General features: G+C 61.9%; 24 protein-coding genes and 2 tRNA genes. 21 read left to right on the top strand and 5 right to left on the bottom strand.

What is annotated here, in order from left to right; all coding sequences use genetic code 11:
• Positions 1-17 precede the first annotated feature (17 nt).
• Positions 18-764 carry an SDR family oxidoreductase gene (locus tag KCX70_RS09060; RefSeq protein WP_212619972.1) on the top strand — a complete coding sequence of 249 codons (747 nt, stop codon included), beginning with the start codon at positions 18-20 and terminating at the stop codon, positions 762-764.
• Here the strand turns inward: KCX70_RS09060 and KCX70_RS09055 are convergent.
• The 3 genes from KCX70_RS09055 to KCX70_RS09045 all read right to left on the bottom strand — a co-directional run bounded on the left by KCX70_RS09055 (position 761) and on the right by KCX70_RS09045 (position 2,461).
• On the bottom strand, positions 761-1,735 hold the full coding sequence (locus tag KCX70_RS09055) for a tRNA dihydrouridine synthase (protein WP_212619971.1): 975 nt from the start codon (positions 1,733-1,735) through the stop codon (positions 761-763). The two genes, KCX70_RS09060 and KCX70_RS09055, sit on opposite strands and share 4 nt — an antisense overlap.
• Positions 1,736-1,817: 82 nt before the next feature.
• Positions 1,818-2,117 (bottom strand): hypothetical protein, encoded by a 300-nt coding sequence (locus KCX70_RS23265; RefSeq protein WP_249121721.1) that lies wholly within the window; start codon positions 2,115-2,117, stop codon positions 1,818-1,820.
• A gap of 23 nt (positions 2,118-2,140) precedes the next feature.
• On the bottom strand, positions 2,141-2,461 hold the full coding sequence (locus tag KCX70_RS09045; RefSeq protein WP_212619970.1) for a hypothetical protein: 321 nt from the start codon (positions 2,459-2,461) through the stop codon (positions 2,141-2,143).
• Positions 2,462-2,621: 160 nt separating this feature from the next.
• Here KCX70_RS09045 and KCX70_RS09040 point away from each other — a divergent pair, with 160 nt between their 5' ends.
• From KCX70_RS09040 to KCX70_RS08950, 19 genes are all read left to right on the top strand, one after another.
• Positions 2,622-2,831 (top strand): hypothetical protein, encoded by a 210-nt coding sequence (locus KCX70_RS09040; RefSeq protein WP_212619969.1) that lies wholly within the window; start codon positions 2,622-2,624, stop codon positions 2,829-2,831.
• 45 nt (positions 2,832-2,876) lie between these two features.
• A tRNA-Met gene (locus KCX70_RS09035) sits at positions 2,877-2,953 on the top strand.
• 175 nt (positions 2,954-3,128) lie between these two features.
• Positions 3,129-3,205 (top strand) — tRNA-Met (locus tag KCX70_RS09030).
• Between the two features lie 828 nt (positions 3,206-4,033).
• Positions 4,034-4,750 (top strand): hypothetical protein, encoded by a 717-nt coding sequence (locus tag KCX70_RS09025; RefSeq protein ID WP_212620307.1) that lies wholly within the window; start codon positions 4,034-4,036, stop codon positions 4,748-4,750.
• Between the two features lie 59 nt (positions 4,751-4,809).
• Complete coding sequence (locus KCX70_RS09020) at positions 4,810-5,991, top strand: DegT/DnrJ/EryC1/StrS family aminotransferase (protein WP_212620306.1); 1,182 nt, start codon at positions 4,810-4,812, stop codon at positions 5,989-5,991.
• A gap of 23 nt (positions 5,992-6,014) precedes the next feature.
• A complete protein-coding gene (locus KCX70_RS09015; protein WP_212619968.1) occupies positions 6,015-7,535 on the top strand; it encodes a lipopolysaccharide biosynthesis protein in 1,521 nt (506 codons plus the stop codon).
• A 7-nt stretch (positions 7,536-7,542) separates the two neighbouring features.
• Entirely contained in the window at positions 7,543-8,466 is a 924-nt protein-coding gene (locus tag KCX70_RS09010) for a glycosyltransferase family 2 protein (RefSeq protein ID WP_212619967.1), read from the top strand.
• Positions 8,467-8,509: 43 nt separating this feature from the next.
• On the top strand, positions 8,510-10,720 hold the full coding sequence (locus KCX70_RS09005; protein WP_212619966.1) for a polysaccharide biosynthesis tyrosine autokinase: 2,211 nt from the start codon (positions 8,510-8,512) through the stop codon (positions 10,718-10,720).
• 19 nt (positions 10,721-10,739) lie between these two features.
• Positions 10,740-11,480, top strand: a complete 741-nt coding sequence (locus tag KCX70_RS09000; RefSeq protein ID WP_212619965.1) for a WbqC family protein — start codon at positions 10,740-10,742, stop codon at positions 11,478-11,480.
• A gap of 49 nt (positions 11,481-11,529) precedes the next feature.
• Entirely contained in the window at positions 11,530-12,060 is a 531-nt protein-coding gene (gene rfaH / locus KCX70_RS08995; protein WP_212619964.1) for a transcription/translation regulatory transformer protein RfaH, read from the top strand.
• A 21-nt stretch (positions 12,061-12,081) separates the two neighbouring features.
• On the top strand, positions 12,082-13,341 hold the full coding sequence (locus KCX70_RS08990) for a glycosyltransferase family 4 protein (RefSeq protein ID WP_212619963.1): 1,260 nt from the start codon (positions 12,082-12,084) through the stop codon (positions 13,339-13,341).
• Entirely contained in the window at positions 13,286-14,614 is a 1,329-nt protein-coding gene (locus KCX70_RS08985; RefSeq protein ID WP_102850951.1) for a hypothetical protein, read from the top strand. The genes KCX70_RS08990 and KCX70_RS08985 overlap by 56 nt, the downstream gene beginning before the upstream one ends.
• Positions 14,611-15,936: a hypothetical protein gene (locus KCX70_RS08980; RefSeq protein ID WP_212619962.1), complete on the top strand. Its 1,326-nt coding sequence runs from the start codon at positions 14,611-14,613 to the stop codon at positions 15,934-15,936. The genes KCX70_RS08985 and KCX70_RS08980 overlap by 4 nt, the downstream gene beginning before the upstream one ends.
• Positions 15,937-15,981: 45 nt before the next feature.
• Positions 15,982-17,100, top strand: a complete 1,119-nt coding sequence (locus tag KCX70_RS08975; RefSeq protein WP_102850953.1) for a glycosyltransferase family 4 protein — start codon at positions 15,982-15,984, stop codon at positions 17,098-17,100.
• Positions 17,101-17,226: 126 nt separating this feature from the next.
• Positions 17,227-18,444 (top strand): glycosyltransferase family 4 protein, encoded by a 1,218-nt coding sequence (locus KCX70_RS08970; RefSeq protein WP_021210094.1) that lies wholly within the window; start codon positions 17,227-17,229, stop codon positions 18,442-18,444.
• Between the two features lie 30 nt (positions 18,445-18,474).
• A complete protein-coding gene (locus KCX70_RS08965) occupies positions 18,475-18,804 on the top strand; it encodes a hypothetical protein (protein ID WP_212619961.1) in 330 nt (109 codons plus the stop codon).
• A 26-nt stretch (positions 18,805-18,830) separates the two neighbouring features.
• Positions 18,831-19,055 carry a hypothetical protein gene (locus tag KCX70_RS08960; RefSeq protein ID WP_212619960.1) on the top strand — a complete coding sequence of 75 codons (225 nt, stop codon included), beginning with the start codon at positions 18,831-18,833 and terminating at the stop codon, positions 19,053-19,055.
• Between the two features lie 91 nt (positions 19,056-19,146).
• A complete protein-coding gene (locus tag KCX70_RS08955; protein ID WP_021210097.1) occupies positions 19,147-20,145 on the top strand; it encodes a glycosyltransferase in 999 nt (332 codons plus the stop codon).
• 47 nt (positions 20,146-20,192) lie between these two features.
• Entirely contained in the window at positions 20,193-21,263 is a 1,071-nt protein-coding gene (locus KCX70_RS08950) for an acyltransferase family protein (RefSeq protein WP_212619959.1), read from the top strand.
• A gap of 22 nt (positions 21,264-21,285) precedes the next feature.
• Here the strand turns inward: KCX70_RS08950 and KCX70_RS08945 are convergent, their stop codons facing one another.
• Positions 21,286-21,705 (bottom strand): response regulator, encoded by a 420-nt coding sequence (locus KCX70_RS08945; RefSeq protein ID WP_180984011.1) that lies wholly within the window; start codon positions 21,703-21,705, stop codon positions 21,286-21,288.
• Positions 21,698-23,176 carry an ATPase domain-containing protein gene (locus KCX70_RS08940; RefSeq protein ID WP_102850960.1) on the bottom strand — a complete coding sequence of 493 codons (1,479 nt, stop codon included), beginning with the start codon at positions 23,174-23,176 and terminating at the stop codon, positions 21,698-21,700. The genes KCX70_RS08945 and KCX70_RS08940 overlap by 8 nt, the downstream gene beginning before the upstream one ends.
• Positions 23,177-23,433: 257 nt before the next feature.
• Between KCX70_RS08940 and KCX70_RS08935 the strand changes: the two genes are divergently transcribed.
• Entirely contained in the window at positions 23,434-25,023 is a 1,590-nt protein-coding gene (locus KCX70_RS08935; protein WP_212619958.1) for a sensor domain-containing diguanylate cyclase, read from the top strand.
• The last annotated feature ends 28 nt before the right edge of the window (positions 25,024-25,051 follow it).

The raw sequence follows: 25,051 nt of genomic DNA, 5'->3' as shown, positions 1-25,051 counted from the left end.
TTCGTCGGAGGTTTTTCATGTCCAGAGTTATGTTGATCACCGGTGCCAGTCGCGGCATCGGCGCCGCCACTGCGAGGCTCGCGGCGGCCGAAGGCTACGCCCTCTGCCTGAACTACCATCATCGGCAGGACGCCGCGCAGCAGTTGCTCGATGAGCTTCAGCGCAGCGGAGCACGGGCCATCGCGGTCGCCGCCGACGTGGCGGACGAAGCGCAGGTTGCGGCGCTCTTCGCGGCAATCGACGCCGAATTCGGACGGCTCGATGTGCTGGTCAACAATGCAGGTATGCTGGAACGCCAGATGCGCCTGGAAGACATGGACGCGGCGCGGCTGGCACGCGTGTTCGCCGTCAATGTCACCGGAAGCTTTCTCTGCGCCCGCGAGGCGGTGAGGCGCATGTCGACCCTTCACGGTGGAAACGGCGGCGCCATCGTCAACGTCTCGTCGATAGCAGCCAAACTCGGTGCGCCGAACGAGTACATCGACTATGCGGCGGCCAAAGGCGCCATAGACAGCATGACCCTGGGGCTCGCCAAGGAAGTGGCAGCCGAGGGTATCCGCGTCAACGCCGTGCGGCCGGGCGTGATTCGCACCGAAATCCACGCCAGTGGTGGCGAGCCAGGACGCGTCGAGCGCGTCAAGGCCAGCGTACCCATGGGCCGCGGTGGCGAAGCGGAAGAAGTCGCCCAGGCCATTCTCTGGCTCGCCAGCGCCAAAGCCAGCTATACCAGTGGCGCATTGCTGGACGTGAGTGGCGGCCGCTAGATGGCCGCCTCGAACGCTATCGTCTCGCTGTCGACGCCCAGCAAGGCGTCCAGCCGCGCGCAATCGTTTTCCCGACGCAGCTGCGCGAACAGCGAAACGGCTTGCGGATAGCTGCGGGTGAGCAAGGAAAGCCACTGTTTGAGGCGGCCAGGTGCATATCGAGGAGAGATCTTGCGACGTGCCTGTATCCAGAAGTCCGCCAGCAGCGGTTGCAGGTCTTCCCAGGACATCGGCTCGATTGTCACGCCTTGCTTCGCCGCACAAATCTGACGTGCCAGATCAGGCCGACACACCAGGCCACGGCCCAGCATGATGTCCTCGACCCCGCTGACTTCGCGGCAACGGCGCCAATCGTCGAGCGACCAGATATCGCCGTTCGCGAACACCGGTACGGCAACCACGTCCTGAACCTTGGCGACCCATTCCCAGTGCGCTGGCGGCTTGTAACCATCCACCTTGGTCCGGGCATGCACCACCAATTGCTCGGCGCCACCCTCGACCAGTGCCCGCGCGCAGTCCAGTGCGCCATCGGGGCTATCGAAACCCAGTCGCATCTTGGCGGTGACCGGGATATGCGCGGGCACGGCCTTGCGCACTTCGCGCAGGATGCTGTGCAGCAGCTCGGGCTCCTTGAGCAGCACCGCACCGCCTCGAGACTTGCTCACAGTCTTGGCTGGACAGCCGAAGTTGAGGTCGATGGCAGGCGCCCCGAGGGTACAGGAAAAGGCGGCGTTATCGGCCAGGCAAAGCGGATCGGAGCCCAACAGCTGCACGCGCAACGGCGTGCCGGCCCGGGTCCTGGCGGCGCTGTCGAGCTCGGGCGCCAGCTTGCGGAAGCTGGACGGCGGCAGCAGACGATCCGACACGCGAATGAATTCGGTCACGCACCAGTCGATGCCGCCTACGCCGGTCAGCACATCACGAAGAATCTCATCGACCAGCCCTTCCATCGGCGCCAAGGCAATCTGCATCGAAAACGGCCCACTCGCAAAAGGAGCGCATTGTACGGAGCTGGATGAGCCGAAGGAACGGCCCCGTCGCGTCACTCGGCGGCTACTGCTCCGTTTCGGCGTCGCGATCTTCGAGCGTGTCGGTGCCGGTGGTCGCGCCCATTCCGCCCGTGGTTCCCCTCACCCCAGCGCCCATGGTCCCTAGCCCGGCCGAGTCGTCGTCATCTACAGCCTCGTCGCCGTCCCGCCAGTCCGGGCCTGCATCATCGATCTGCGATGAAGGCTGCTCCATGGCTTCGGTACCGGTGGTCGATGGAGCGGACAGGTCGTGGTCGGTATCAGCTAATGCGAGGCCGGATATGCACATCAGGCCGGCGCTCATCAGCAGTATCTTGCTCATCATGTCGTGGATCCTCTGGTGATGGGTCAGTCGTCGCCCCGCTCCCCCAGCGTTCGGCGGGGGCGGTGCTCCATGTCAGGGTGGGTGTCGCCGTGGTCCGCTTCGTCATAGGCGTTGGGCGCATGTGGATCGTCATGGCTCTCGCGCTCCACTTCACGACGCTCGGGTAACCGCTCGATTCCTTCACCAAGGCCCATGGAGCCATTGCCCAGCGAGCGATCAGCCGCACCGGTGTTCTGCGCCAACCGTTGAGGATCAGGCGCCACGCCAGGCGATGCGCCGGCGGCGTCGATCGTCGCGACGAACCCGGCCAGCGAGCCAAGCACTATCAGCAGAGATTTACGCATAAGGGCCTCCTTTCGGCATTGCGGTCACTCTTTAGGCAATTGGACGGGGGCACCGTGCGCTGCCGTACAGCACGACCGACCAACGGCGAGCGGAACCGTCGTTCCGAACCCGGGTCCGATTCATCAGAGAGCAGTTGTCAGGTTAGAAAGGAATCCAACAATGATTGCACCCGCTGTGGTAATCCTCTTGATGATCGTGGGCTGGAGCGCTGCCGCGTTGGCCATGCTCTGGGGAATGCTACGAGTCACTCGCTATCACCACAAAGCCGGAACGGAAGCGCCGCGGAGCCAGCGTATCGGCAACGTGGCAGAGCAAACCGGCGCCAAGGTTTCGTTGCGCAACGGAATAAATCGCGCCGTCACCCAATAAAGCCGTGACAGCGCCACCGAAAGCTGTAGAATGCCGCCCCACAGACGCGGGATGGAGCAGTCTGGTAGCTCGTCGGGCTCATAACCCGAAGGTCGTCGGTTCAAATCCGGCTCCCGCAACCAAATACGAAAAAGGTCACTCTCTTAAGTGGCCTTTTTTCGTTCAGGCGCAGCCACTGGCCGGTGCCCGATTAGCGCGGACGCTTGAGCGAAACGGCTAACCGCTTGAATAAAAAAGCTTTCTTTTCAGCCTACGGTTGACATCACACCTCCAGCCTGTAGAATGCCGCCCCACAGACGCGGGATGGAGCAGTCTGGTAGCTCGTCGGGCTCATAACCCGAAGGTCGTCGGTTCAAATCCGGCTCCCGCAACCAAATACGAAAAAAGGCCACTCTCTCGAGTGGCCTTTTTTCGTTGTGCCATTTGCGTAGCCCCTTCCTTACTCGCCCACGCAGCTGCTTTCGCTTGCGCCCTCCTCAGCTTTGTTCGCCTTTTTTGTGCCCATAACAGGCTAGTTTAGTAATCAGCTAACGCGCCCCACTCAACCGATCGGTTTAATCCCAAGGATGGATAGTCCAGAACGCGCTTTAAAAGTCTGAAAACAGAACGATTTTTTTATTCCTTGCCCATCAAGGGATTACAAAAAAAAGCCCGCCGCCTATATAAAAATTTCTCGACTCGTCTTGACTGAAAACGGGTTCTGAATGATAACTACGTCACAACCATGAGACAGGATGTTTCCCGAGCCGCAAGCTGGTTTACCCGTTATTGCAGCCGTCAGTGCACAGGGATGGCTTCCCCCTTACAGCTCAGCGCTGTACTGCACTAGAACTTTACTTTTTTGCTCCTCTCGAGATTTAGCCGAGTGCGGTAGCCATGGCTTAAAGCCTTGCCAACGCTGGCATTCGCAGGGCACTACATCTCTCGGAGCAACAAAAAAACGAGCGGCCACAACCGCCATTGGCGGTAGCTTTGCACAATGGAAAGTTGTGCGCACATAGAACAGCCTCAGCTAACGCTTTTAAAAAACGCCCTTTCATCAGCCGCCATTAGTTGAGCATTTTAAAAAGCGCGCGATATATTTCGTTGCATCATGTTTTATTAGCTCGCTGCGCTGTTTATCCGAAAACAATATTCCGGAGCTCCTCGTGAATACTTCATTTCGCATCGATATCAATTCACATACCTTGATCTCAAATGAAATGACAACCAAGGGCAGTTGCTGCGTTGCCAACTTCCTTACCCCTCAGCAACTGTCCGAATTAAAGGAACAGGTCCGGACCGACGCCGCAAAACATAACGGCCAGTATTTCGCTCACCATGGCGGCAGCGAGATCGAAAGTTCTCTATTGGGCGTCCTAGGCGCTGCGCCGGAGTTTCGGCAGCTGCTAGCGAGTCTCTATCAAGCAGGAGCCGGAAAATCCGCCTTCAACGACGAAGTTCTGAAGGTGTTGCGCTGCGTGCAAGGGAATTCAGGCCGCCGTGAATCCAACTGCTTTCATTACGACGCCAGTCTTGTGACCGTTTTGTTACCGATCGAGATACCCCAGAACGGAACCGATCGGGGCGATCTGATCATGTTCCCTAATCTGCGCCCGGTACGCTCGAACGTACTGTTCAACGTATTGGAAAAGGCACTGCTGCAGAACGCGCTGAGCCGTAAGTTGATAACTGCAGCCATTCGTCGACGCCTGTTGAAGCCCAAAAAACTCCAGTTGGTTCCGGGCAATCTGTATCTGTTCTGGGGCTACCGCACGTTGCATGCAAACGAGCCCTGCGATCCCGCCAGCCGCCGCGCAACCGCCATCTTTCACTTCGGCGACCCGCACGCCGGCAGCCTTGCGACACGCCTGATTCTCAAGCTGAACCAGCGCCGTGCCCGCCGCGCGACCGTCCTCGGTACTCAGCGGGCCGTATGACCGAACAGACCTGAACAACGCCTGCCGATCTCGATGTGACGACGATAAGGACATCCATGATGATCAATGTCACCCAATCGTACCTGGGCAACAAAGCCAAGTTTCTCAGCTATGTCGACAGCATCTATGCGTCCGGTTGGCTGACCAATCACGGCCCGCTGGTTACCGAGCTGGAGGAACGCCTGCGTGAATACCTGGGTGTTCGCAACATCATCCTCACTAACAACGGCACCCTGGCGCTGCAGATCGCCTATCGTGCGCTGGGTCTGTCGGGCAGCGCCATTACGACCCCGTTCAGCTTCGTGGCCACCACCAGCTCGCTGCAGTGGGAAGGTATCCGTCCGATTTTCGCCGACATCGACAAGGCCAGCTGGAATCTGGACCCGCAGGCGATCGAAGCGCGCATCGACAGCGACACGCGCGCCATCGTCGCCACCCACGTCTTCGGCAACGCGTGTGACGTGGAAGGCATTGCGCGCGTAGCCGAGCGCCATCGCCTGAAGGTGATCTATGACGGCGCGCACGCCTTCAGCGTGCGTTACAAGGAGCGATCGGTGTTCAGCTGGGGGGACATCAGCACCCTCAGTTTTCACGCGACCAAACTGTTCCATACCATCGAAGGAGGCGCCATCGTCACCAACGACGATGCGCTGGCCGCCAGGATTCGCCTGCTGTGCAACTTCGGCATCGTCGATACCGACATCATCGATGGCATCGGCATCAACGCGAAGCTGAACGAATTCGCTGCCGCGATGGGGTTGTGCATTCTCGACGACATGGCGCTGATTCTGGAAGAACGGCAAGAAATCGCCAGTCGCTACGAGCAACAGCTCGGCGACCACTTCGACCTGCAGCAACAGCAACCGCATTCCCAACGCAACCACAGCTACTTTCCGATCGGCCTGGCCAACGAGGACCAGCTCCTGCGCTGCCGCACCGCGCTGAACGGCAAAGGCATCAACCCCAGGCGCTACTTCTACCCCTCGCTGGATACGCTCGGCTACCTGCAACCCCAACCGCCGCAGATCCAGTCACGTTCGTTGAGCCGCCGGGTGCTGTGCCTGCCGATCTATCCGGGCCTGCCTCGAGCGATCCAGAACACCGTGATCCAGACCCTGCTGGACGAAGCGACCCGACGCACCCCGCCACAGGTGGAGCGCTTCTGGCCGCAGGCCAACACGATCGGGCTGATGGAACACCGCTTCGGCTTGTCCGCCCCCGAATGCAAGCGTCTCTTCTGAATCACTTCCGGCGGTCCGATTACATGGCTGATCGAAAACTATCGATGATCCGCAACACCGGCCTGAGCTATATCGGGCAGGCGTATGCCTTGCTCGTCGGCATCCTCATCCTGCCCTTCTATCTCGGGCACCTGGGGGCGGAGGCCTACGGCCTGATCGGGTTTTTCGCTGTGCTACAGGCATGGCTGCAACTGCTGGACGCTGGGCTCTCGCCGTCACTGGTCCGCCAGATCGCGCATTTTCGCGGACGTCCCGAGGTCCGGCGCCACGAACCCGGACGCTTGCTGCGCTCGTTCGAGATCATCTTCCTGCCCGTAGCGTCGCTGACGATTTTCGCTATCCACGGCTCGAGCGGCTGGGTCGCCCAGCGCTGGCTGCAAGCGCAGGATCTCGACACCCTGACCATCGTTCACTGCATCAGCCTGATGGGGCTGATGGTCGGCCTCAAGCTATACGCCACGCTCTATAAAAGTGGTCTGCAGGGGCTCGAGCTGCACGCGTGGCTGAACGGCGCCAACATCCTGATCGCTACCCTGCGCTATTTCGGTGGCCTGTTCCTGGTGGCCAACATCAGCCAGAACCCGCTCGACTTCTTCGTCTTCCAGACCGCGGTCGCCTTGATCGAGACGCTGATCTTCGGCGCCAAGGCCTATGCGCTGATGCCCACCCCGACGCTGCTGACCGGTTTCGACTGGGCGGCGGTCAAGCCGGTGCTGCCGTTCGCCGCCGGCATGTCTCTGACGTCGGTGCTGTGGATTATCCTGACGCAGCTGGACAAGGTGTTGCTGTCCAACGTGCTGCTGCTCAAGGAATACGGTTACTTCTCGCTGGTCGCACTGATCTCGACCGGGATCATGACGCTCACCAACCCGCTGGTGCAGACCTTATTGCCGCGCATGACGATGCTTGTCGCGCAAGAGCGGATCGGCGACATGCAGGCGCTCTACCTCAATGCCACACGGTTCGTCTGCAGTCTGCTGTTTCCGCTGGCGGGGGTGATTGCCTTCCATTCCGCCGACCTGATTTTCGCCTGGACCGGAGACCCCGAGGCGGCGCAATGGAGCCGCCTCGTATTGCCCTGGTACGTGCTGGGCAGCGCGATCATGGCCGTCACCGCCTTCCAGTTCTACCTGCAATACGCCTATGGCCAGCTGCGCCTGCACGTGTGGTTCAGCCTGATCAGCGCGGCATTGAGCATCCCGCTGGTGATCTATGCGGCACTGGAGCACGGCGTATATGGCGCAGCACTGGTCTGGTTCGGGTTACGCATGCTGACCTTCCTGATCTGGCCGCCAATGGTCCACAAACGCTTCGCCGCCGGTCTGCATCGCCCATGGCTGCAGGATCTTCTGCGCATCACCGCCATGACCGGCCTCGGCCTGCTGATTGGCGAACCCCTGTTCACCGCCATCGCCAGCGACAACCGCTTCGACATTCTGCTGGGCTTGGCCGTCAGCGGCTTGATCTGCCTGACGCTGGTCGCCTTTACCTCCAAACCCGTCGTTCTGCGACTTTACCTTTTGATGACCCGGTCGAGCGTCTGACATGGACATGCAACCGAAAAACGAACAGGCCTTGATGGCCGGCTGGGGTGACCGGCGCGTGCCGCTGCTGAGCATCGTCTGCCTGGCCTACAACCATGCAGCCTTCATCAGCGAAACACTGGATGGCTTCCTCCGGCAGGAGACGACCTTTCCATTCGAGATCATCGTCCATGACGACGCCTCGACCGATGCCACCGCGACGATCATCCACGAATATGCCGCGCGCTATCCGCAAGTGATCAAGCCGATCTACCAGACCGAAAACCAGTACCGCAAGGGCGTCCCGTTCAGCACCCGGCTGTTCGCTCAGGCCCACGGCAAGTACATCGCCTATTGCGAAGGCGACGATTACTGGACAGACCCGCACAAACTGCAGATTCAGGTCGACTTTCTCGAGAAGCACCGCGACTACGTGATGACCTATCACGACGCCGTCATGTTCAACAGCCAGGGCGTCGTACGTAGCCCGCACATGCAGGGCCGCTACCGCCGAGACGCCACCGCCCGGCAGCTGATGCAGGGACGACCGGTGTCCACCCTCACCGCCTGCTTTCGCAACCTGGTGCATGAGCTGCCACCGGAACTGCACGGCGTCGAGGTGCTGGACATCTGCTGGTGGTCGCTGCTCGGCACCCACGGCAAGGGCAAGTTCCTCAAGGAGATAAAGCCGGCCGCCTACCGTGTGCATGAAGGTGGCATCTTTTCCATGCGCAGCAGCAAGCAGCGCATCCAGATGACCATGCACGCCTATTACAGCCTGGCCCGCTACTACCAGCGGATCGGCAATCAGTCGCTGTTCGAATATTTCATGATCCAGGTGTTCACCCAGGCGCTGGCCTTGATCTCTCCGCTCAGCAAGCTCCAGGCGCTGAGCCAGGCGTTCCAGAACATCAGCGTCAACCTGCTGCGCAGGCTGATGCCTGGTGCCTGACAACCGCTACACCGATGCCGCAACAATCAAGGAAGGATCCACAATGACCGCCATGGCCCGCTCTTCCCTGGAATACGACGGGGACAACCGTATCGACCTGGCGCGCATTCTGCGCGTGGCGTTCGATCACAAGGCGCTGATCTTCAGCATCACCTGCTTTTTCGCGCTGCTCGGCGTGGGTTACGCCATCGTCGCCACACCGGTCTACCAGGCCAGCGCGATGATCCAGATCGAACCGAAAAAAGCGGGTATCACCGGCGTACCGGAGGCCATTCCCAGGCCGAACTCGGTGTCCCAGGCGGTCACCGAGATCGAATTGATCAAGTCGCGCTCGGTACTGGGGCGCACGGTCGAGGCGTTGAAGCTCTATATCACGGTTCGCCCCAAGTACGTCCCGCTTCTGGGCGGCTACATCGCGCGCCTGCATGATCCGGTCAAGGACGGTGAGCTCGCAGCGCCACTGCTGGGCCTGACCAGCTACGCCTGGGGCGGCGAGAAGCTGGACGTCTTCCAGCTGGACGTGCCTGACGCCTATCTGGGCGAAAAGCTGACGCTGCGCGCCGGTGTCGCCGATACGTTCAGCCTGTATGACGAGGACGAGCACCTGCTGCTCAGCGGCAGCAGCCATCAGGCCGTGCAGCAACAAGGGTTCAGCATCCAGATCGCCGAGCTCAAGGCGCGTCCGGGCACCGAATTCACAGTGGTGCGCAGTCGTCCGCAGACCACCGCGCTGGATTACCAGAAGCGCCTGAAGGTGGGCGAAGCCGGCAAGGATTCCGGAATCATCTACCTCACGCTGGAAGACCCTGACGCGGACAAGGCCAATCGGGTGCTCGATCAGATCAGTCGCCTGTATGTACGTCAGAACATCGAACGCAGCTCTGCCGAGGCGGCGCAGCGCCTCGAATTCCTGCGCTCGCAGGTGCCGCTGGTGCGCAAGCAACTGGAGAAGGCCGAAGCGGCGCTCAACGATTACCAGACCAGCGCCCAGTCGGTGGACATCAGCATCGAAACCAAGGGCGTGCTCGACCAGATCGTCGCGCTGGAGGCGCAGATATCCGAGCACAACCTCAAGCGCACCGAATACAACCAGCTCTACACCCCCGAGCACCCGACCTACCGGACGCTGATGAAGAAGATCGGCCAATTGGAAGCGCAGAAGGCCGCGCTGATGAGCAAGATCGACACCCTGCCGATGACCCAGCAGGAATTGTTGCGCCTGAACCGCGACATGCAGGTCACCACGCGCACCTATACCCTGCTGCTCGACAAAGCTCAGGAACAGGACATCCTGCGTGCCGGCACCATCGGCAACGTGCGGATCATCGACAGTGCCTATGCAGTCGTGGAAAAGCCGGCCAAGCCAATCAAACCCCTGGTGGTATTGGTCGCCATTTTCGTCGGCCTGCTGGCCTCGGCCGTGGTGATCCTGCTGAGGCAAGTGTTCTATCGGGGCATCGAGAGTCCCGAAACCATCGAACACCTCGGGGTTCCGGTGTATGCCGCGCTACCTTTTTCAGCAAAACAGGAGCAGCTCTACCGACTGAGAAAAGTTCGCGATGGGCGCAGCAAGCTGTTGGGCGCCGCCGACCCGGCCGATCTGGCGATCGAGTCGCTGCGCAGTCTGCGCACCAGCCTCAAGTTCGCCATGCTCGAGGCGCGCAACCAGCTGCTGGTGATCACCAGCCCGACGCCCTCGGTGGGCAAATCCTTCGTCTCCAGCAACCTGGCGTCGGTCATCGCGCAGACGGGCCAACGGGTGCTGCTCATCGACGCCGACATGCGTCGCGGCTATCTCGCCGGAATGTTCGGCATGGCGCCGCGCAGCGGTCTGTCGGATGCGCTGGCTAGCGGCCTGCGCCTTGCCGCGGTGGTCAACAAGACCGACCAGGCCAACCTGCATTTCATTGCCAGCGGCTGCTCCGCGCCCAACCCGTCCGAGCTGCTCATGCACGAGAACTTCGCCAAGCTGCTGAGAGAGGCGGAGCGCGAATACGACTTCGTCATCATCGACACACCGCCGGTGCTGGCCGTAACCGATGCCGTTCTGGTCGCTCAACTGGCGGGCACCTGTCTGCTGGTGACGCGCTACGGACTAAGCACCGCCAGCCAGATCGAAGCCTCCAAACGGCGCCTGGCCCAGAACGGCGTCCTGCTCAAGGGCGCGATTCTCAACGGCGTCAAGCGCCGGGCCTCGAGCACCGCCTATGAAACCGGCGCCTACGGCTACTACAGCTATTCTCAAAAAACCTGACACATGCGAGGGAAACGCCGTGCTCAGAACCGTATCGATGATGCAGCCCTATCTGTTCCCATACCTGGGTTATTTCCAGCTGATCGCCCACAGCGACGTCTTCGTGCTCGGCGATGACCTGCAATACACCAAGGCATCCTGGATCAACCGTAACCGCGTACTGGTCAACGGCGAGCCGAAACTGCTGACCTTTCCGCTGCGCAAGGGTGGACGAGTCGATGCCATCAACCAGCGCTGGCTGTGCGATGACTTCCCCATGGAAGCGCAACGGATGCTGAAAATGCTCAAGCTCGCCTATGCCCGCGCGCCGCAGCAGGAACGAGTGCTTGCCCTGATCGCGGACATCCTGCAGCAACCGGAACGCAACCTGGCCCGCTTCACCGCGCACTCGATCCGCAGCCTGTGCGCATACCTGGGTATAGCAACGCCGATCCGTATCGGCTCGGAACTGGGCCTGCCAGCGCAAATGGACAAGCAGGAGCGCGTCATCACCATCGCCAAACAGATGCAGGCGGAGCGCTACATCAACCCCATCGGCGGGCTGTCGCTGTACTGCCCCGCGCTGTTCAGGTCGCACGGCCTGTCGCTTCGATTTCTGCGCATGGACGACCTGAGCTACCCGCAATTCAAGCAGCCGTTCGTGCCCGCCCTGTCGGTGATCGACGTGCTGATGTTCAACAACCAGGACGATGCCCGGGCGTTGCTCGAGCGCTTCACCCTCATCGAAGGCATCGAACAGCGCGCCGCGCAACCGGCTTGAACAATCGAAAACGGAACTCCGCAATCACACCCTAAGGAAGGCAGTTCACATGGCAGCGCTCGACAGCGATCCGCACTGGTATCTGATCCAGACCAAACCCCGACAGGAAGCCCGCGCCGAAGAAAACCTTCGACGCCAGCACTTCGAATGCTACCGGCCGCATAAGCCTCCTCTGCCAGGCGACGAGAAGCCGGGTGAGCCGCTGTTTCCCGGTTACCTGTTCATCCGCCTCGATCGCCGGCTGGACAATTGGTACCCGATTCGCTCGACGCGTGGTGTCGCCCGGGTGGTGGCCTTCGGCGGCGAACCTACACCGGTTCGCGACGCACTGATCGAAGAGCTGCGCCAGCGGCTGGCGGCCCCGGTCGAGCCGCCGAGGTTTCGCCCTGGCGAGCGCGTGCAACTGCGTGGCGGCACTTTCAACGAACTCGAAGCGATCTTTGTCAGCGCAGATGGCGAAGAACGATCGGTGATCCTGCTCACGCTGTTGCAGCGCGAGCAGAAGGTACGCGTGCCCACCCGTTACCTCAGCGGCTGCGTTGCGCAAACCGGTCCGGCCCTCCGCTGCCAGGCGGACTGACGCATCAGGGAGGGTTCGCTCATGAAGATTCTGTTTCTGCATAGCCTGTACGCCCCGCATGTAGCCGGTGGTGCGGAAGTAGTGGTGCGTCAGCTGGCCGAGGGCCTGCACGCCCGCGGCTGGGACCTCGCCGTGCTGGCCACCGGCCCCGAGCACGGCTTGCACGAGGAGCAGCTGGGCGGCGTGCGGATCTATCGCGCCGGGCTGCGCAACCTCTACTGGCATTTCACCCAGACCCGGCCGAACCCACTGCTGCGCCTCGGCTGGCACTACCGCGATCGTTACAACCGTGGGATGCGCAGCTACGTGCGCGAAGTGATCGCGCGCGAACAGCCGGACGTAGTGGTCTGCCACAACCTGACCGGCTGGTCGGTCTCGGCGTGGGACGAGATCAGCGCCGCCGGCATTCCGATCGTTCAGGTGCTGCATGACCTTTATCTGCTGTGCCCGAAGGACACCATGTTCAACAAGGGCCATAGCTGCGAACGCCAGTGCGGGCTGTGCTCGGCGTTCCGTCGAGGCCACGCGGCAACTTCGACTCAGGTCGCCGCCGTGATCGGCGTCAGCCGCTTCATTCTCGATCGGGTATCGGCGTACGGCTATTTCAGCCAGGCCAGCCGCCACGTGGTGCACAACAGCACCTCACTCGGCGACGGAGCAGTACCAGCGCCGCGTCACCCGCACAGCGGCCTGCTGCGTTTCGGTTACATCGGCACGCTGTCGGCCAATAAGGGTGTGGGATGGTTGATCGAGCAGTTTCAGGCGTTATCGATCAACGCGACGCTGGAGATTGCCGGGCGCGGCAAGCTGGATGACGAGGCGCAACTCAAGGCCATGGCCGATCCGGCCAAGGTCCGCTTCGTCGGCTATCAGCATGCCGAAACCTTCATGCGCAATATCGACGTGCTGGTGGTGCCCTCGATCTGGGCCGAGCCGTTCGGGCTGGTTGCCGTAGAGGCCTGCGCCCAGCATCTGCCGGTCATCGCGACGAACAGCGGAGGCCTGCCGGAGATCATCAGCGACGAGCTCAACGGCCTGCTCTGTTCACCGGACGACCCTGACTCGCTCGGCAGAGCGATGCTCAGGCTCTACCTCGATAGCGGACTGCGTCAGCGTTTGTCGCGGCAGGCACGTGACAGCGTCGCACCCTTTTTGAACATGGAGCGCATGCTCGATCGGTACCAGTCGATCCTGCATGGCGCGCTACACGGCCGGAGAGCTCACGATGACCCCGACGCCACTGACCCTTTCGCCACCCAGGCCGAGCCCGCTGGCGATTGACAAGCCCACGCTGCTGGCGTTGATCGCCGCCTCGTTGCTGATCAGCGAAACCTTCGCCGGGGCGCTGCGCTACTACCTCGACATCGCCGGCGTCTCCGCCCTGCTCTACCTGCCGAAGCTGGCCTGCCTGGCCGCGGTGGCGCTGGAACTACCCCGCGCACGGAGCGCTCCCGCAGTGTGGCTGGTGCTGTTTGCCGTGGCGGTTTCGAGTCTGCTGGCGCTGCTGCATGGCGCCACGCCGGGGAATGTCGGGTTCAGCCTGTTCATCTATCTGCCGCTGCTGTTCGGACTGTTCTGCGGCCGCTATCTGGAACGCAGGGCCGGCCTGCTCGGCTGGGTGATCGGATTCTGCCTGGTGGCGTCGCTGATCGGCATCGCCCTGGACATGTTCACCAACGTACCGTGGAAGGGATACAGCTACATGATGGGCGACGTCGAGTTGACCGCGAACAAGTCCTGGGCCTTCGGCAGCACCGACCGACTCGCCGGCTTTGCCCGGATGTCGACCAACCTGGCCGTGATGATCGCGCTGTACAGCCTGTTCCTGGCGGCGTTCCTGCGGTCCCGCCTGTTGCGCCTGATGCTTTACCCGGTGGCATTCGGTGCGATTTTCCTGACCACCAACAAATCCACGGCGGCGGCTTATCTGTTGACCCTGGTGATGCTGTTTCTCGCCGGTTATCGCGCCCCCAGCGCCACGGCTTTTTTCGTCGCTGTGGTGACCGGCATGGCGTTGCCGATCGCCAGCCTGTTGCTGAACATTCCGCAGAGCGAGGCTTACAGCGCCAGCATGCTGGCATCGTTCAATGACCGCTTGATCAACAGCTGGCCGAACTTCATCGACGTCATCGTCAACGAAGGCTGGGGCTGGTGGGGGGCCGGGTTCGGTGCGGTCGGTAGCAGCGCGGCGGCGTTTCCGCTGGCCTGGCTGGAACTGCTGAGCATCGCCGACAACACCGCGCTATATCTGTGGGGAATGCTCGGTGTGTTCGGCGTGCTGCTGTACTTGCTGTTGTTCCCGCTGCTCTTGCGCTTGCATGACCGTGGCCCGCGCATCCGCGATGCGCTACTGGGCATCGTCTTCTGCACCTGCCTGATCGGTTGGGCGACGGATGTGCTGGAGATCACCACCGCTACTTTGTTTCTCGGCATGGCCATCGCCCATGTGCTGACGCCGCAGACGGTGCCCGCCCCGTACCGACGCATAGTCACGGCGAGCCCACATACCGGCCACGAACCGCGGGTCTGGGGACCGAGGGGTGAGCAGCCATGAGCCCACGTCTCCTGACTCGCCGCCTGGCACTGGTGGCAGCGCTGTCTGCCTTGGCCATCCAGGCACCAGCACAACAAGCAGAAGACCCTTTCATCCTCGGGGTCTGCTCGCATGACCTGCATCTGCGAAATACCCAGAGCCAGGGATTCCGGCTGCTGCACGACGCGGGTATCGCGTCGGTCAGGACCGATGCCCACTGGGCCTTTCTGGAGCGAAAGCGCGATCGACTCCAGGTGGAACCGCACTGGCAAGACTATCTGGCGAGCAACGAAGCCCAGGGGATCGATAGCCTGTTCATCCTCGGCTATGGCAACTCTTTTCATGGCGCTGGGGAAAAGCCGCGCAGCGAACCGGTGCGCAGCGCCTTCAATCGCTACGTCGCGTTCGTCGCCGAGCAGTTCAAAGGCCGGATCAAGCATTACGAAGTGTGGAACGAATGGGACGTCGAGAATCCGACCGACCCGCAATTCACCCAGGACTATGCACGGTTGATCGCCGATGCCGCGGGCATCATTCGCCAGCACGATCCGAGCGCCAAGGTGCTGGCCGGCGCGGTGACCACCGAGGGCATCGAATCAGGTTTCGCCACCCGGCTGATCGAAGCCGGCGTGATGCAATCGATTGACGGCCTCTCGCTGCACCCCTACGTCCATTGCCGCGGGCGCGGGCAAAACACACCGGAGGCCTGGATCGAATGGCTCGCCGACGTCGATCTGGAACTGTCCAGCGCTGCCGGTCAGCCGGTGCCGCTTTATCTGACGGAGATGAGCTGGCCGGCGTATCAGGGTTCCTGCGGCATCGACGAGAACCTGCAGGCCGCCTATCTGGTGCGCAGTTTCTTCCTCGCCAAAACCCTCCCCAACGTGCGGGGTTACTGGTGGTACGACTGGCGCAACGACGGTACCAACGTACGCGAGCGCGAGCACAACTTCGGCCTGCTCCGACAGGACTACGCCCTCAAGCCGGCCTATCGGGCACTCAAGGCGATCAGCCCGATCATCCGTGACTACCGCTTCCTCGGTCACGCCGACGAATCGGAAAAAGGCACCGTGCTGTTGCGCTTCGGCAACGCTGCAGAGCAGCTGCTGGTGGCCTGGAGCCCGGAGCAGGCCCGCACGCTGACGATCGAATCGGCGGGCAAGGCCAGCGGCCGCCTGGAGTTGATCGACACCGCTCATCCGGATGACGGCCGGATCCACAGCGAAGCGGCATGGAGCTGCCCGGAACGCGCAAGCAATTGCACCGCGGAAGTCGATCTCAGCGGCTTTCCAAAGATCATCAGCCTCGGCAAGGCACCCGTGTCCGGCTCCAGCGCCAACTGATGCCAACGATTCACGAATGGCTTTTTTGAAAAGAGGAATTTCAAAATGATTGTCATCAATGCGCGCTTTCTGACCCAGGAAATGCGAGGCGTGCAGCGCTTCGCGGAGCAGATTTGCCTGCAACTGAAGGGGCTGCGCGACGATCTGGTATTCGTCGCGCCGCACGACATCCACCTGCATGAAAGCGCCGAGCAACTCCAAGTGCGCCGTATCGGCCGCCACCGAGGACAGCTCTGGGAGCAACTGGACCTTCCGCTTTGGCTCCTGCGCAACGGCAGCCCGCCACTGGTCTCACTGTGCAACACCGCCCCGCTGGCCTACGGCAACCAGATCGCGGCTCACCACGACATCACCTACGTCCGGCACCCGGAAAGCTACTCGCGAGCATTCAGGGCCACCTATCGCAACCTGACCCCACTATTACTCAAACGAATCAAGGCGCTGATCACCGTGAGCGAATTTTCCCGGCAGGAAATAGCCCGCTTCTATGGTTACCCGGCACGCCACATCTGGGTGGTGCCCAATGCCGTGGACGCGCGCTTTCAACCCTTCTGCGCAGAGCAATGTCCTCGTGGCTCGGCGCCCTACCTGCTCGCGGTTTCATCGCACAGCGCGCACAAGAACTTCGCCCGCATGGTGGCGGCGTTCCTCAAGCTCGAAGGCTTCGACGAGGTCGAGTTGCGCATCATCGGCGATTCGAACCGGGTGTTTTCCGGCAGCCTGCACGACATGGCCGGCAGCCGGCGCATTCGCATGCTGGGCAGGCTGACCGATCAGGAGCTGGTAGAGGCGTATCAGGGCGCCACGGCGTTCGTTTTCCCCTCGCTGTATGAAGGCTTCGGCATCCCGCCCCTCGAGGCGCAGGCTTGCGGCTGCCCGGTCATCGCTGCCCGGGCGGCGTCCATACCGGAGGTGCTGGGCGACAGTGCGCTGTATTTCGACCCGCTGAAAGTCAAGGACATTGCCGATTGCATGCAACGCGTCCTGCGCGACGAGGCGCTGCGGCAGGACTTGCGCCGCCGCGGCAAGGCGAATGTGGCGCGGTACTGCTGGAACTCATCGGCACAGCAGGTTTCTCGCCTGATCGACCAGGCCTTCACCGGTGTGCGTAACGGCGGCAAAAGCGGCTTGCGGCAACTACCGCTCGGTCAGCCCAAGCACTGAGCCCTGCCTAGCCGCACGGACCCTGCCCACCGCTGCGCCGGCATCTGCCGCGCCGCGGCCTGAAATTTCCCGGTCGCCGATGCCTCGGCAACCGCCCCGCTGCCCTCTCTATCGAAAGGCTATCGTATGAAAATCGCCATTGTTCATGATTGGCTGGTGACCTATGCGGGCGCCGAACGCGTGCTCGCCGGGTTGCTCGAGACCTGGCCGGAAGCCGACCTGTTCGCCGTGATCGACTTTCTTTCCGATGAAGATCGAGCCTGTCTCGGTGGCAAACGCGCTACGACGACCTTCATCCAGCAACTGCCCAAGGCCAAAACGCATTACCAGAAGTATCTTCCGCTGATGCCATTGGCCATCGAGCAACTCGACATGTCGGCGTACGACCTGGTCATTTCCAGTAGCCACGCCGTCGCCAAGGGCGTGCTCACCGGGCCGAACCAGCTGCATATCAGCTATGTACATTCGCCGATCCGCTATGCCTGGGACCTGCAGCATCAGTACCTGCACGAAGCCAGCCTGGACCATGGGTTCAAGGCCAAGCTGGCACGCATGCTGCTGCACTACATGCGCATGTGGGACCAGCGCACCGCAAGCGGCGTGGACGAGTTCATCGCCAACTCGCACTTCATCGGCCGGCGCATCAACAAGAGCTACCGGCGCGAGTCGACCGTGATCTACCCCCCTGTCGACACTCGCCAGTTCACCCTCTATGCCGACAAGGAAGACTATTACCTCACGGCCTCGCGCATGGTGCCCTACAAGCGCATCCCGATGATCGTCGAAGCCTTTTCCAGGATGCCCGACAAGAAGCTGGTGGTGATCGGCACCGGGCCGGAGATGGAGAAGGCCAGGGAGCTGGCCACACCCAACGTGACGCTCATGGGCTACCAGAGCTTCGCGGTGTTGTTGCATCACATGCAACGCGCGCGCGCCTTCGTGTTCGCCGCCGAGGAGGATTTCGGCATCGCACCCATCGAGGCTCAGGCGTGTGGGACGCCGGTAATCGCCTATGGCAGAGGTGGCGTGCTGGAAACGGTACGTGGAATCGACCACCCGGAACCAACCGGCGTGTTCTACCCCGAGCAGACGCCGGAATCGCTGATGGCGGCCGTTCAGGAGTTCGAAGCGGAAGCGCATCACATTCTTCCCGACGTTTGTCGGGCCAGCGCGGAGCGTTTTTCAACCGAACGGTTCAGGCAGGAGATTAAGTCTTTCGTCGATACTAGAACCCGCGAAGTCATTGTGCATCAAGGACCGGATGTGCTCCCGCACCGCCCAACCGTAACGCCGGCCAGCGTCACCCCGGTCTACCCTGCGGCGGTGCCCATGAAGCACGCCTGAACAGCCCCCTCTTACTGCGAGGTTTCACGGATGAACACAGCAACCACCACTCAACGAATCCAGACCTCCTGCGTATTAAGCTTCGCCTTGCTGATCAGCGGGACGACTGGCGCCGTCCACCTGGCCGAGCACGGCACCGACGGATTGTCCCGGCAACGACAGGCGAGTTTTTCCGAGGACAGCTCCAACTGCGTCGTAAGCCGAGGGCCCCGGGTGATCATTTTCGATCAGGGTGCCAACCCAGCGCCCTGCCAGGGCAGCGGATCCACCGCGATCGCGCTGCCCACAGTGCGCCTGGCCGAGCCGCTTTCGGGCGATCCGTACCGCCGTTCCAGTGACAGTACCCGTTACTCGTTCTAAATCCTGCGACCCCCTCTGGAGGCGTCATGAACAGTGCAGACCAAAACAGCCAATCGCTGGTTTACGCTGATGGTTATTCCTATACCGAAATATTCCAGGCGCCAGAGCTGCCGGGGATGCCCGGCGCGACCCGGCTGATCAGTGTCTTCCATGCGTTTTTCGCAGCAGACGATGAGGAAGACGCCGTCGACGCGAATCCCGCCGCGGCTCCCGCCGAGGCACAACCAACGGAAACCGTTGGCGAGTTCTGAACCAGGCATCCACCAACGACGCTCAACGCCTCGTCAGCGCTTTCTGCGCCTGACGCGGCCGTCGCTTTTTCGCTTCATGCCGAGACACCTCATGACCCTGAAAACTTCCGTGGTGACCGTCACCTACGGTGATCGGCTGGCTTACCTCGAGCAACTGGTCGAGCGCGCGCTGGCGTTCGACGAGATCGCCGAGGTGATCATCGTGAGCAACGCTTCGTCAGCGCCGCTGGACCAATTATCAGCACGCTGGCCAGACAAGGTCCGCCTGATTCGGCTGCAGCACAATACCGGATCGGCGAACGGCTACGCCGTCGCACTGCAAGCGGCGCTGGCTGGCGGAGCGGATTACATCTGGATGATGGACGACGACAACGCACCCACTGCGGCGGCGGTGTCCATTCTTCACCGTGAACTGGCCCGTCTTGGCGGGCTGCTGGGCGTGGACCGGGTTGCCGTATTGGGCTACCGCGCGACGCAACAGGCGGATATCGCCCAAGGCGTGCCGCTGCGCTACCTGCTGCAACCCCGCTCCAGCTACTTCGGCTTTCACGTCGCGCAGCTGCCATACAAGCTATGGCGACGCCTGCCCTGGGCGCGTCGCCCCAACAAGCGGCCGGCGAGCATCAGCCTGCCGTTCGCTCCGTACGGCGGCATGCTCGCCCACCGCAGCTTGTACGAGCGCATTGGCGTCCCGCTGAAAGAGCTGGTGCTGTATGTCGACGACACCGAATACACCCGACGCATCACCGCCGGTGGCGGCCGCCTGTTCCTGTTCACCGACGCTGTGATCGAGGAGCTCGAGCAGTCCTGGAACATCAAGGCGCGGACCCGCAACATCTACGAGACCTTCCTGCTCGGCGATTCGGATTTTCGCGCCTACTACGCCGCGCGCAATCAAGCCTGGTTCGACAAGAACGTCTGGGCCGCTTCCCCTCGGCTGCATCGTCTGAACCGTTGCCTGTTTCTCATCCTGCTGCGCCTGGTCGCTCGGCTGCGTAACGCGCCGCAACGCTTGGCGTTGATCGAACAAGCCATCCATGACGGCGAAAGCGGTGCGTTGGGCATGAGCAAGACCTTTCCGTTGCGTTGACCGCCTTGGCGGCTTACGCCCTACCCGTTTTATCGAAGGCATTGCCTATGGATGTCACTTCCCTGCAACGTGACGCGAACAATTTCGACTTTCTGCGATTCGCCGCAGCTTGCGCCGTCGTCCTTGGCCACTGCTACTGGCTTTCCGGTGCCGGTGCCACCGAACCGATGCGGCGGTTCACCGGGTCGGTGGATACGGCCGACATCGCGGTGAACCTGTTCTTCGTGATGAGCGGGTTTCTCATCGCTGCCTCATGGTTGAACAGCCGCAGCGTGCTGGACTTCGCGGCCAAGCGCGCACTGCGCATATTCCCGGCGCTGTGCATGTCGGTGCTGCTCACCGTTCTGGTCGTCGGGCCGCTGGTAACCGGCATGCCGCTGAAGGACTACGTGCTGCACAGCCAGACACTGCGCTTCCTCGGCAATATGGCATTGGTCACTCAGTTTCATCTGCCCGGAGTGTTCACCGAAAATCCGTTTCCGGATACGGTCAATGGGTCGGTCTGGACCTTGCCCTACGAAGTCCTGATGTACACCTCGCTGATGCTGCTGGGGCTGATCGGACTCATTGGCCGAGTCGCGGTGCTGGCGGTGCCCTTGGCCCTCATGTTCATTCACTTCTACCTGATACCGGGGCTTGGCCTCGAGAGCGACCTGCTGCGCAAGACGACGCGGCTGGGCATATTCTTCTTCCTTGGCTCGGCCTTGTATCTGTATCGCCGAATCCTGCCGTGGAACTGGAAGGTGGCGCTGGGCATGCTGGTGGTGTCGCTGCTCAGCGCAAGAACCGAGCTATGGCCATACATTCACGTGCTGACGCTGCCTTACCTGACCATTTATCTCGCCCACCTGCCGATACCGCGGCTGTCGAGATTCGGCCGATACGGTGATTTCTCGTACGGCATCTACATCTTCAGCTTTCCAATCCAGCAGTGGCTGATGCATGCGTTCGATGCGCAACTCTCGCTGGGTACCTTCATGGCGATCAGCCTCGCGGCGAGCATTGCCGTGGCCGCGCTGTCTTGGCATTTCGTCGAGTTGCCGGCGCTGCAGTTGAAACGCTATCTGCCGGGCGGAGATAGGCGTCGGAGTGAAACGGACTTCATCACCCCTGCCTGAGCCAGCGTCGGATGGTCGCGGTTCAAGGGTCCGGCGTGTCTGACTCGGCGCTGCCAGCACCTTCGCCGGTCAGGCGTCGCACAGCATCGATCAGCGGGGCGAGCCCGGTGCCTTTCGGCAGGAATTCATCGACCAGGTCGCGCCCCGGAATCTGTTGAGTCAGCGCAGCGCTCATCATCAGGATCGGAACGCCGTCATAGGCAGGGTTACGGCGAATGGCACGAACCATTTCGGCACCGTCGAGCTCCGGCATCATGTAGTCGGTGATGATCAAGGCGGGCCTTTCCTGCTCGAGCATGCGCAAGCCTTGCGCCCCGTTGCTCGCGGTAGCGACACGATAGCCCTCGTCCTCGAGAATCATCACCATCAGTTTGCTCAGGCCGAGCTCGTCCTCGACCAGCAGCACAAGTGGCGCCAGCGCATCCTGCCCTTCCCTAGACATCCTCGCCCCCTGGCGGAGCCTGGCGATGCGGTCGGCCGATCGCGACGCCTTCGGTATGCTCCATGCGCCGCCCCAGCCTGAAACCACCCTCCCCCAAGGTGAACTCGAACACATAGGGCTCGAAGTCGCTTTCCCGCATCTTCAATATGGCCAGTGTTCGGTAGAGTCGCGATTCGAGTTCGGCATAACGCAGCAGCAGGATGTTTTCGGCGATGGCCGATACCGCCGGGAACTGCAGGCCGCTGTCACCACCGACGATTTCCGCCAGCTCGGCGGTGAACACCGTGGTCACACCCTCACTGCGAAGAATGGCGGTCAAGGTGCTGAAGAAGCGACCGAGCCGATTGGTGTTGATTGCCGCCTGCTTGAACGCATCGACGCCATCGATGAACAAGCGTTTGACCGAGCGCCTGCGAACCGCTTCGAGAATGTCCTCGGCCAACTGGTCCTGCAGCAGTTCGGTCGGTGATCGATGAATCACTTCGACCAGCCCTTTGTCGATCAACCCGTCGAGGTCCAGGCCCAAGGCGCTGGCGCGACGACGCAGGCGATGCGCATCCTCGTAAAAGCCGAAGACGAGGCCAGGTTCCTGCGCATTGCTCTGGCAGATGAAGCTCAGGCCCAGGGTCGTCTTGCCGACCCCCGTCGGCCCGACCAGCAATGTCGTCGAGGAGTACGGAATGCCGCCACGGATGATCTGGTCCAGCCCATCGGCGCCCGTGCTCAGCCGTTGTTCGCGCATCGGTGCCGAAGCCTGGTCTGCGGTGACGGCCTCGAGTCGCGGGAACACCCGGAACCCATCCTCGGTGATGGACGTCATGTGCCGGCCGGAGACGAAATCGCTGCCGCGGAACTTGCGCACCTGCAGGTAGCGATAGGTGCGGAAATGATCCTCGTCGCTGCCCAGGGTCAGCCAGCCATCGACCATGGTGAACTCCGGGCTACCGGCGTCACGCTTGCTGTTTGTCAGCAGCAGGACGGTGCAGCCGACCACGTCCGCGTAGACCGACAGGTCATTGATGAACTCGCGAAACACCCGCTCGGAGGCCGCGTTTTCTTCCAGCGCGAAGAGCCCGTCGATCACGATCAGCGAGGGATTCTGGCGCTTGCCGTTGCGCGTCAGGTAGCGAAGGATGCCTTCCAGCCCATCCGTGCGCAGGATGTCGAACGCGCTTTCGTAGATCACCGAGGTGCCTGCATAGCGGTTGTCCATGAACGACATGTTCTGCAGGTGGCGCAGCAGGCGATGGTGGGTCTCAGCCAGCAAGGTGACGTACAGCGAGCGCTCGCCGCGGGCCGCCCAGCTGTAGCAGATCTGGTTGGCCAGAATGGTCTTTCCCTCGCCCGGCCCGCCCTGGACGATGTAGACCGCTCGCGGCAACAACCCGCCCTTGAGCACCGCGTCGAGTCCCGGAACGCCAGTCGGAACATGGGCAGAGCTCGTTGGCGATGAAGTTTGGCTATCGATCACAGCAGCTATCCGTTCAAATCAATGCGGCCATCCTAACAAAGGTGGGCGCGATTATCGTTGCCGGGCCTTCAGTTTGGCAGCGTTCACGCCCCGGTGTTCGGCACATACCCGAGCGGGTCCGCAGCCAACGTAACTGCGGCCTCGCGGCAGTCATCGAGCCTGTTCGGTTGTCGATTAACTCGCCGCTGGTGTGGAGCCGTCCTTGCAAACGCCCTACCATGCACGTCGACCCTTACTACGACCGGCAATAAAAGCCCATGTCTTTTGCTTCATTGTTTCGCGTAGACCTGCGGCGGCTGATCGTGGTGCTGGCAATCTTCAGCGGCCTGATCATGCTGAGCATCAGTTTCTACTCCAGCTATCAGGTCCAGCGCGAATCGCTCATCCAAAGCACCCTCGAAGCCAACAGGGCCTATGCCGTCAAGCTCGCGGTCGGCACCGAAGGCTTCTTCGCCACGCTGCAACAGCAGCTCGGGTACAGCGCCAGGATCCTCGCCGAACGCTTCGACGCCGATACGCTCGGCAGCGAGACCGAACGGCTGCGCCTGCAAACAAACAGCTTCAACAGCGTCGTGGTCACCGATGCAAACGGCATCATTCGCGCCGTTTCGCCGACCGGTCTGGCGCTGGTCGGCCACACCCTGGACTCGCCCGGTGCACGTGAAGCGTTGCGCGAACGCAGGCCCTTGATCAGCAATCCGTACGTCTCGGCCATCGGCACGCTGGTGATCTCGGTTTCGCAGCCGATCGTCGACAAGCAAGGCACCTATCTCGGCTACGTCGGCGGCATCATCAGCCTCAAGGAGCCGAATATTCTCAGCAGCATGCTCGGCGAACATTTCTATAAGGACGGCTCCTATCTCTACGCGGTCGACCAGCGCCGCCGGTTGCTCTACCACCCCGATCCCCAGCGCGTCGGTACCCTGGTGGGCGAAAACACCGTCATCGACCGCGTGATCAGCGGCGAATCAGGCAGCCAGCGTGTCATAAACAGCCAGGGCCAGGACATGCTGGCCGGCTTCGCGGCGGTGCCGACCGCCCGCTGGGGCATCGTCGCGCAACGCCCCACCGCCGCGACTCTGCACCCGCTCGATGGCCTGATGCTCCAAGTGCTGCGCCAGACCACCCCGCTGGCCCTGCTGACCTTCCTCGGCGTCTGGCTGCTGTCCGGGCTGATCTCGCGTCCGCTCTGGCAATTGGCCAAGAGCGCGGGCGAGATGGACGCACCCACCAGCGCAGAGCGCATCCAGCGGATCCGCTCCTGGTATTTCGAAGCCGCACAACTCAAGCGCGCCCTGAAACTGGGCATCAACCTGCTGCACCAACGCATCGGCAAACTCCACCTCGACGCACAGACGGACCCGCTGACCGGCCTGTACAACCGCCGCGGCCTGTCGCTCGCGCTGGAGGCGCTCGGCGCCGCCGACCATTCGTTCGCGGTGGTCGCCCTGGATATCGACCACTTCAAACGCATCAACGACAACCATGGGCACGATGTCGGTGACCAGGTCATTCGGCATCTCGCCCAGCTGATGGCTGCCTGCTCGCGAGACGCTGACGTGCTCTGCCGAAGCGGTGGCGAGGAGTTCCTGATGCTGTTGCCGAACACCAACATCGAATCGGCCTTGCGGGTCGCCGAGCGTTTGCGCCTTTGCGTCGAGCAGGACGAGGTCGCCCCTGTCGGCCATATCACAATTTCCCTGGGCATCGCCGTCTGGCCCAGCCACCACGCTGACGTGCAACGCGTCCTCAAACTGGCCGACGGCGCCCTCTACCGGGCCAAGCAGCACGGCCGTAATCGTTCCGAGATCGCCGATCTCAACACTGCGGAACCAGGCGAGGGCTGAGCCGACAACGCCGGTCAGCAGCGCTAGG

The sequence above is a fragment of the Stutzerimonas stutzeri genome, from assembly GCF_018138085.1.
GTDB lineage: Bacteria > Pseudomonadota > Gammaproteobacteria > Pseudomonadales > Pseudomonadaceae > Stutzerimonas > Stutzerimonas stutzeri_AI.
The sequence above is the reverse complement of the archived record's forward strand: the minus strand, read 5'-3'. Positions and strand labels throughout refer to the sequence as shown.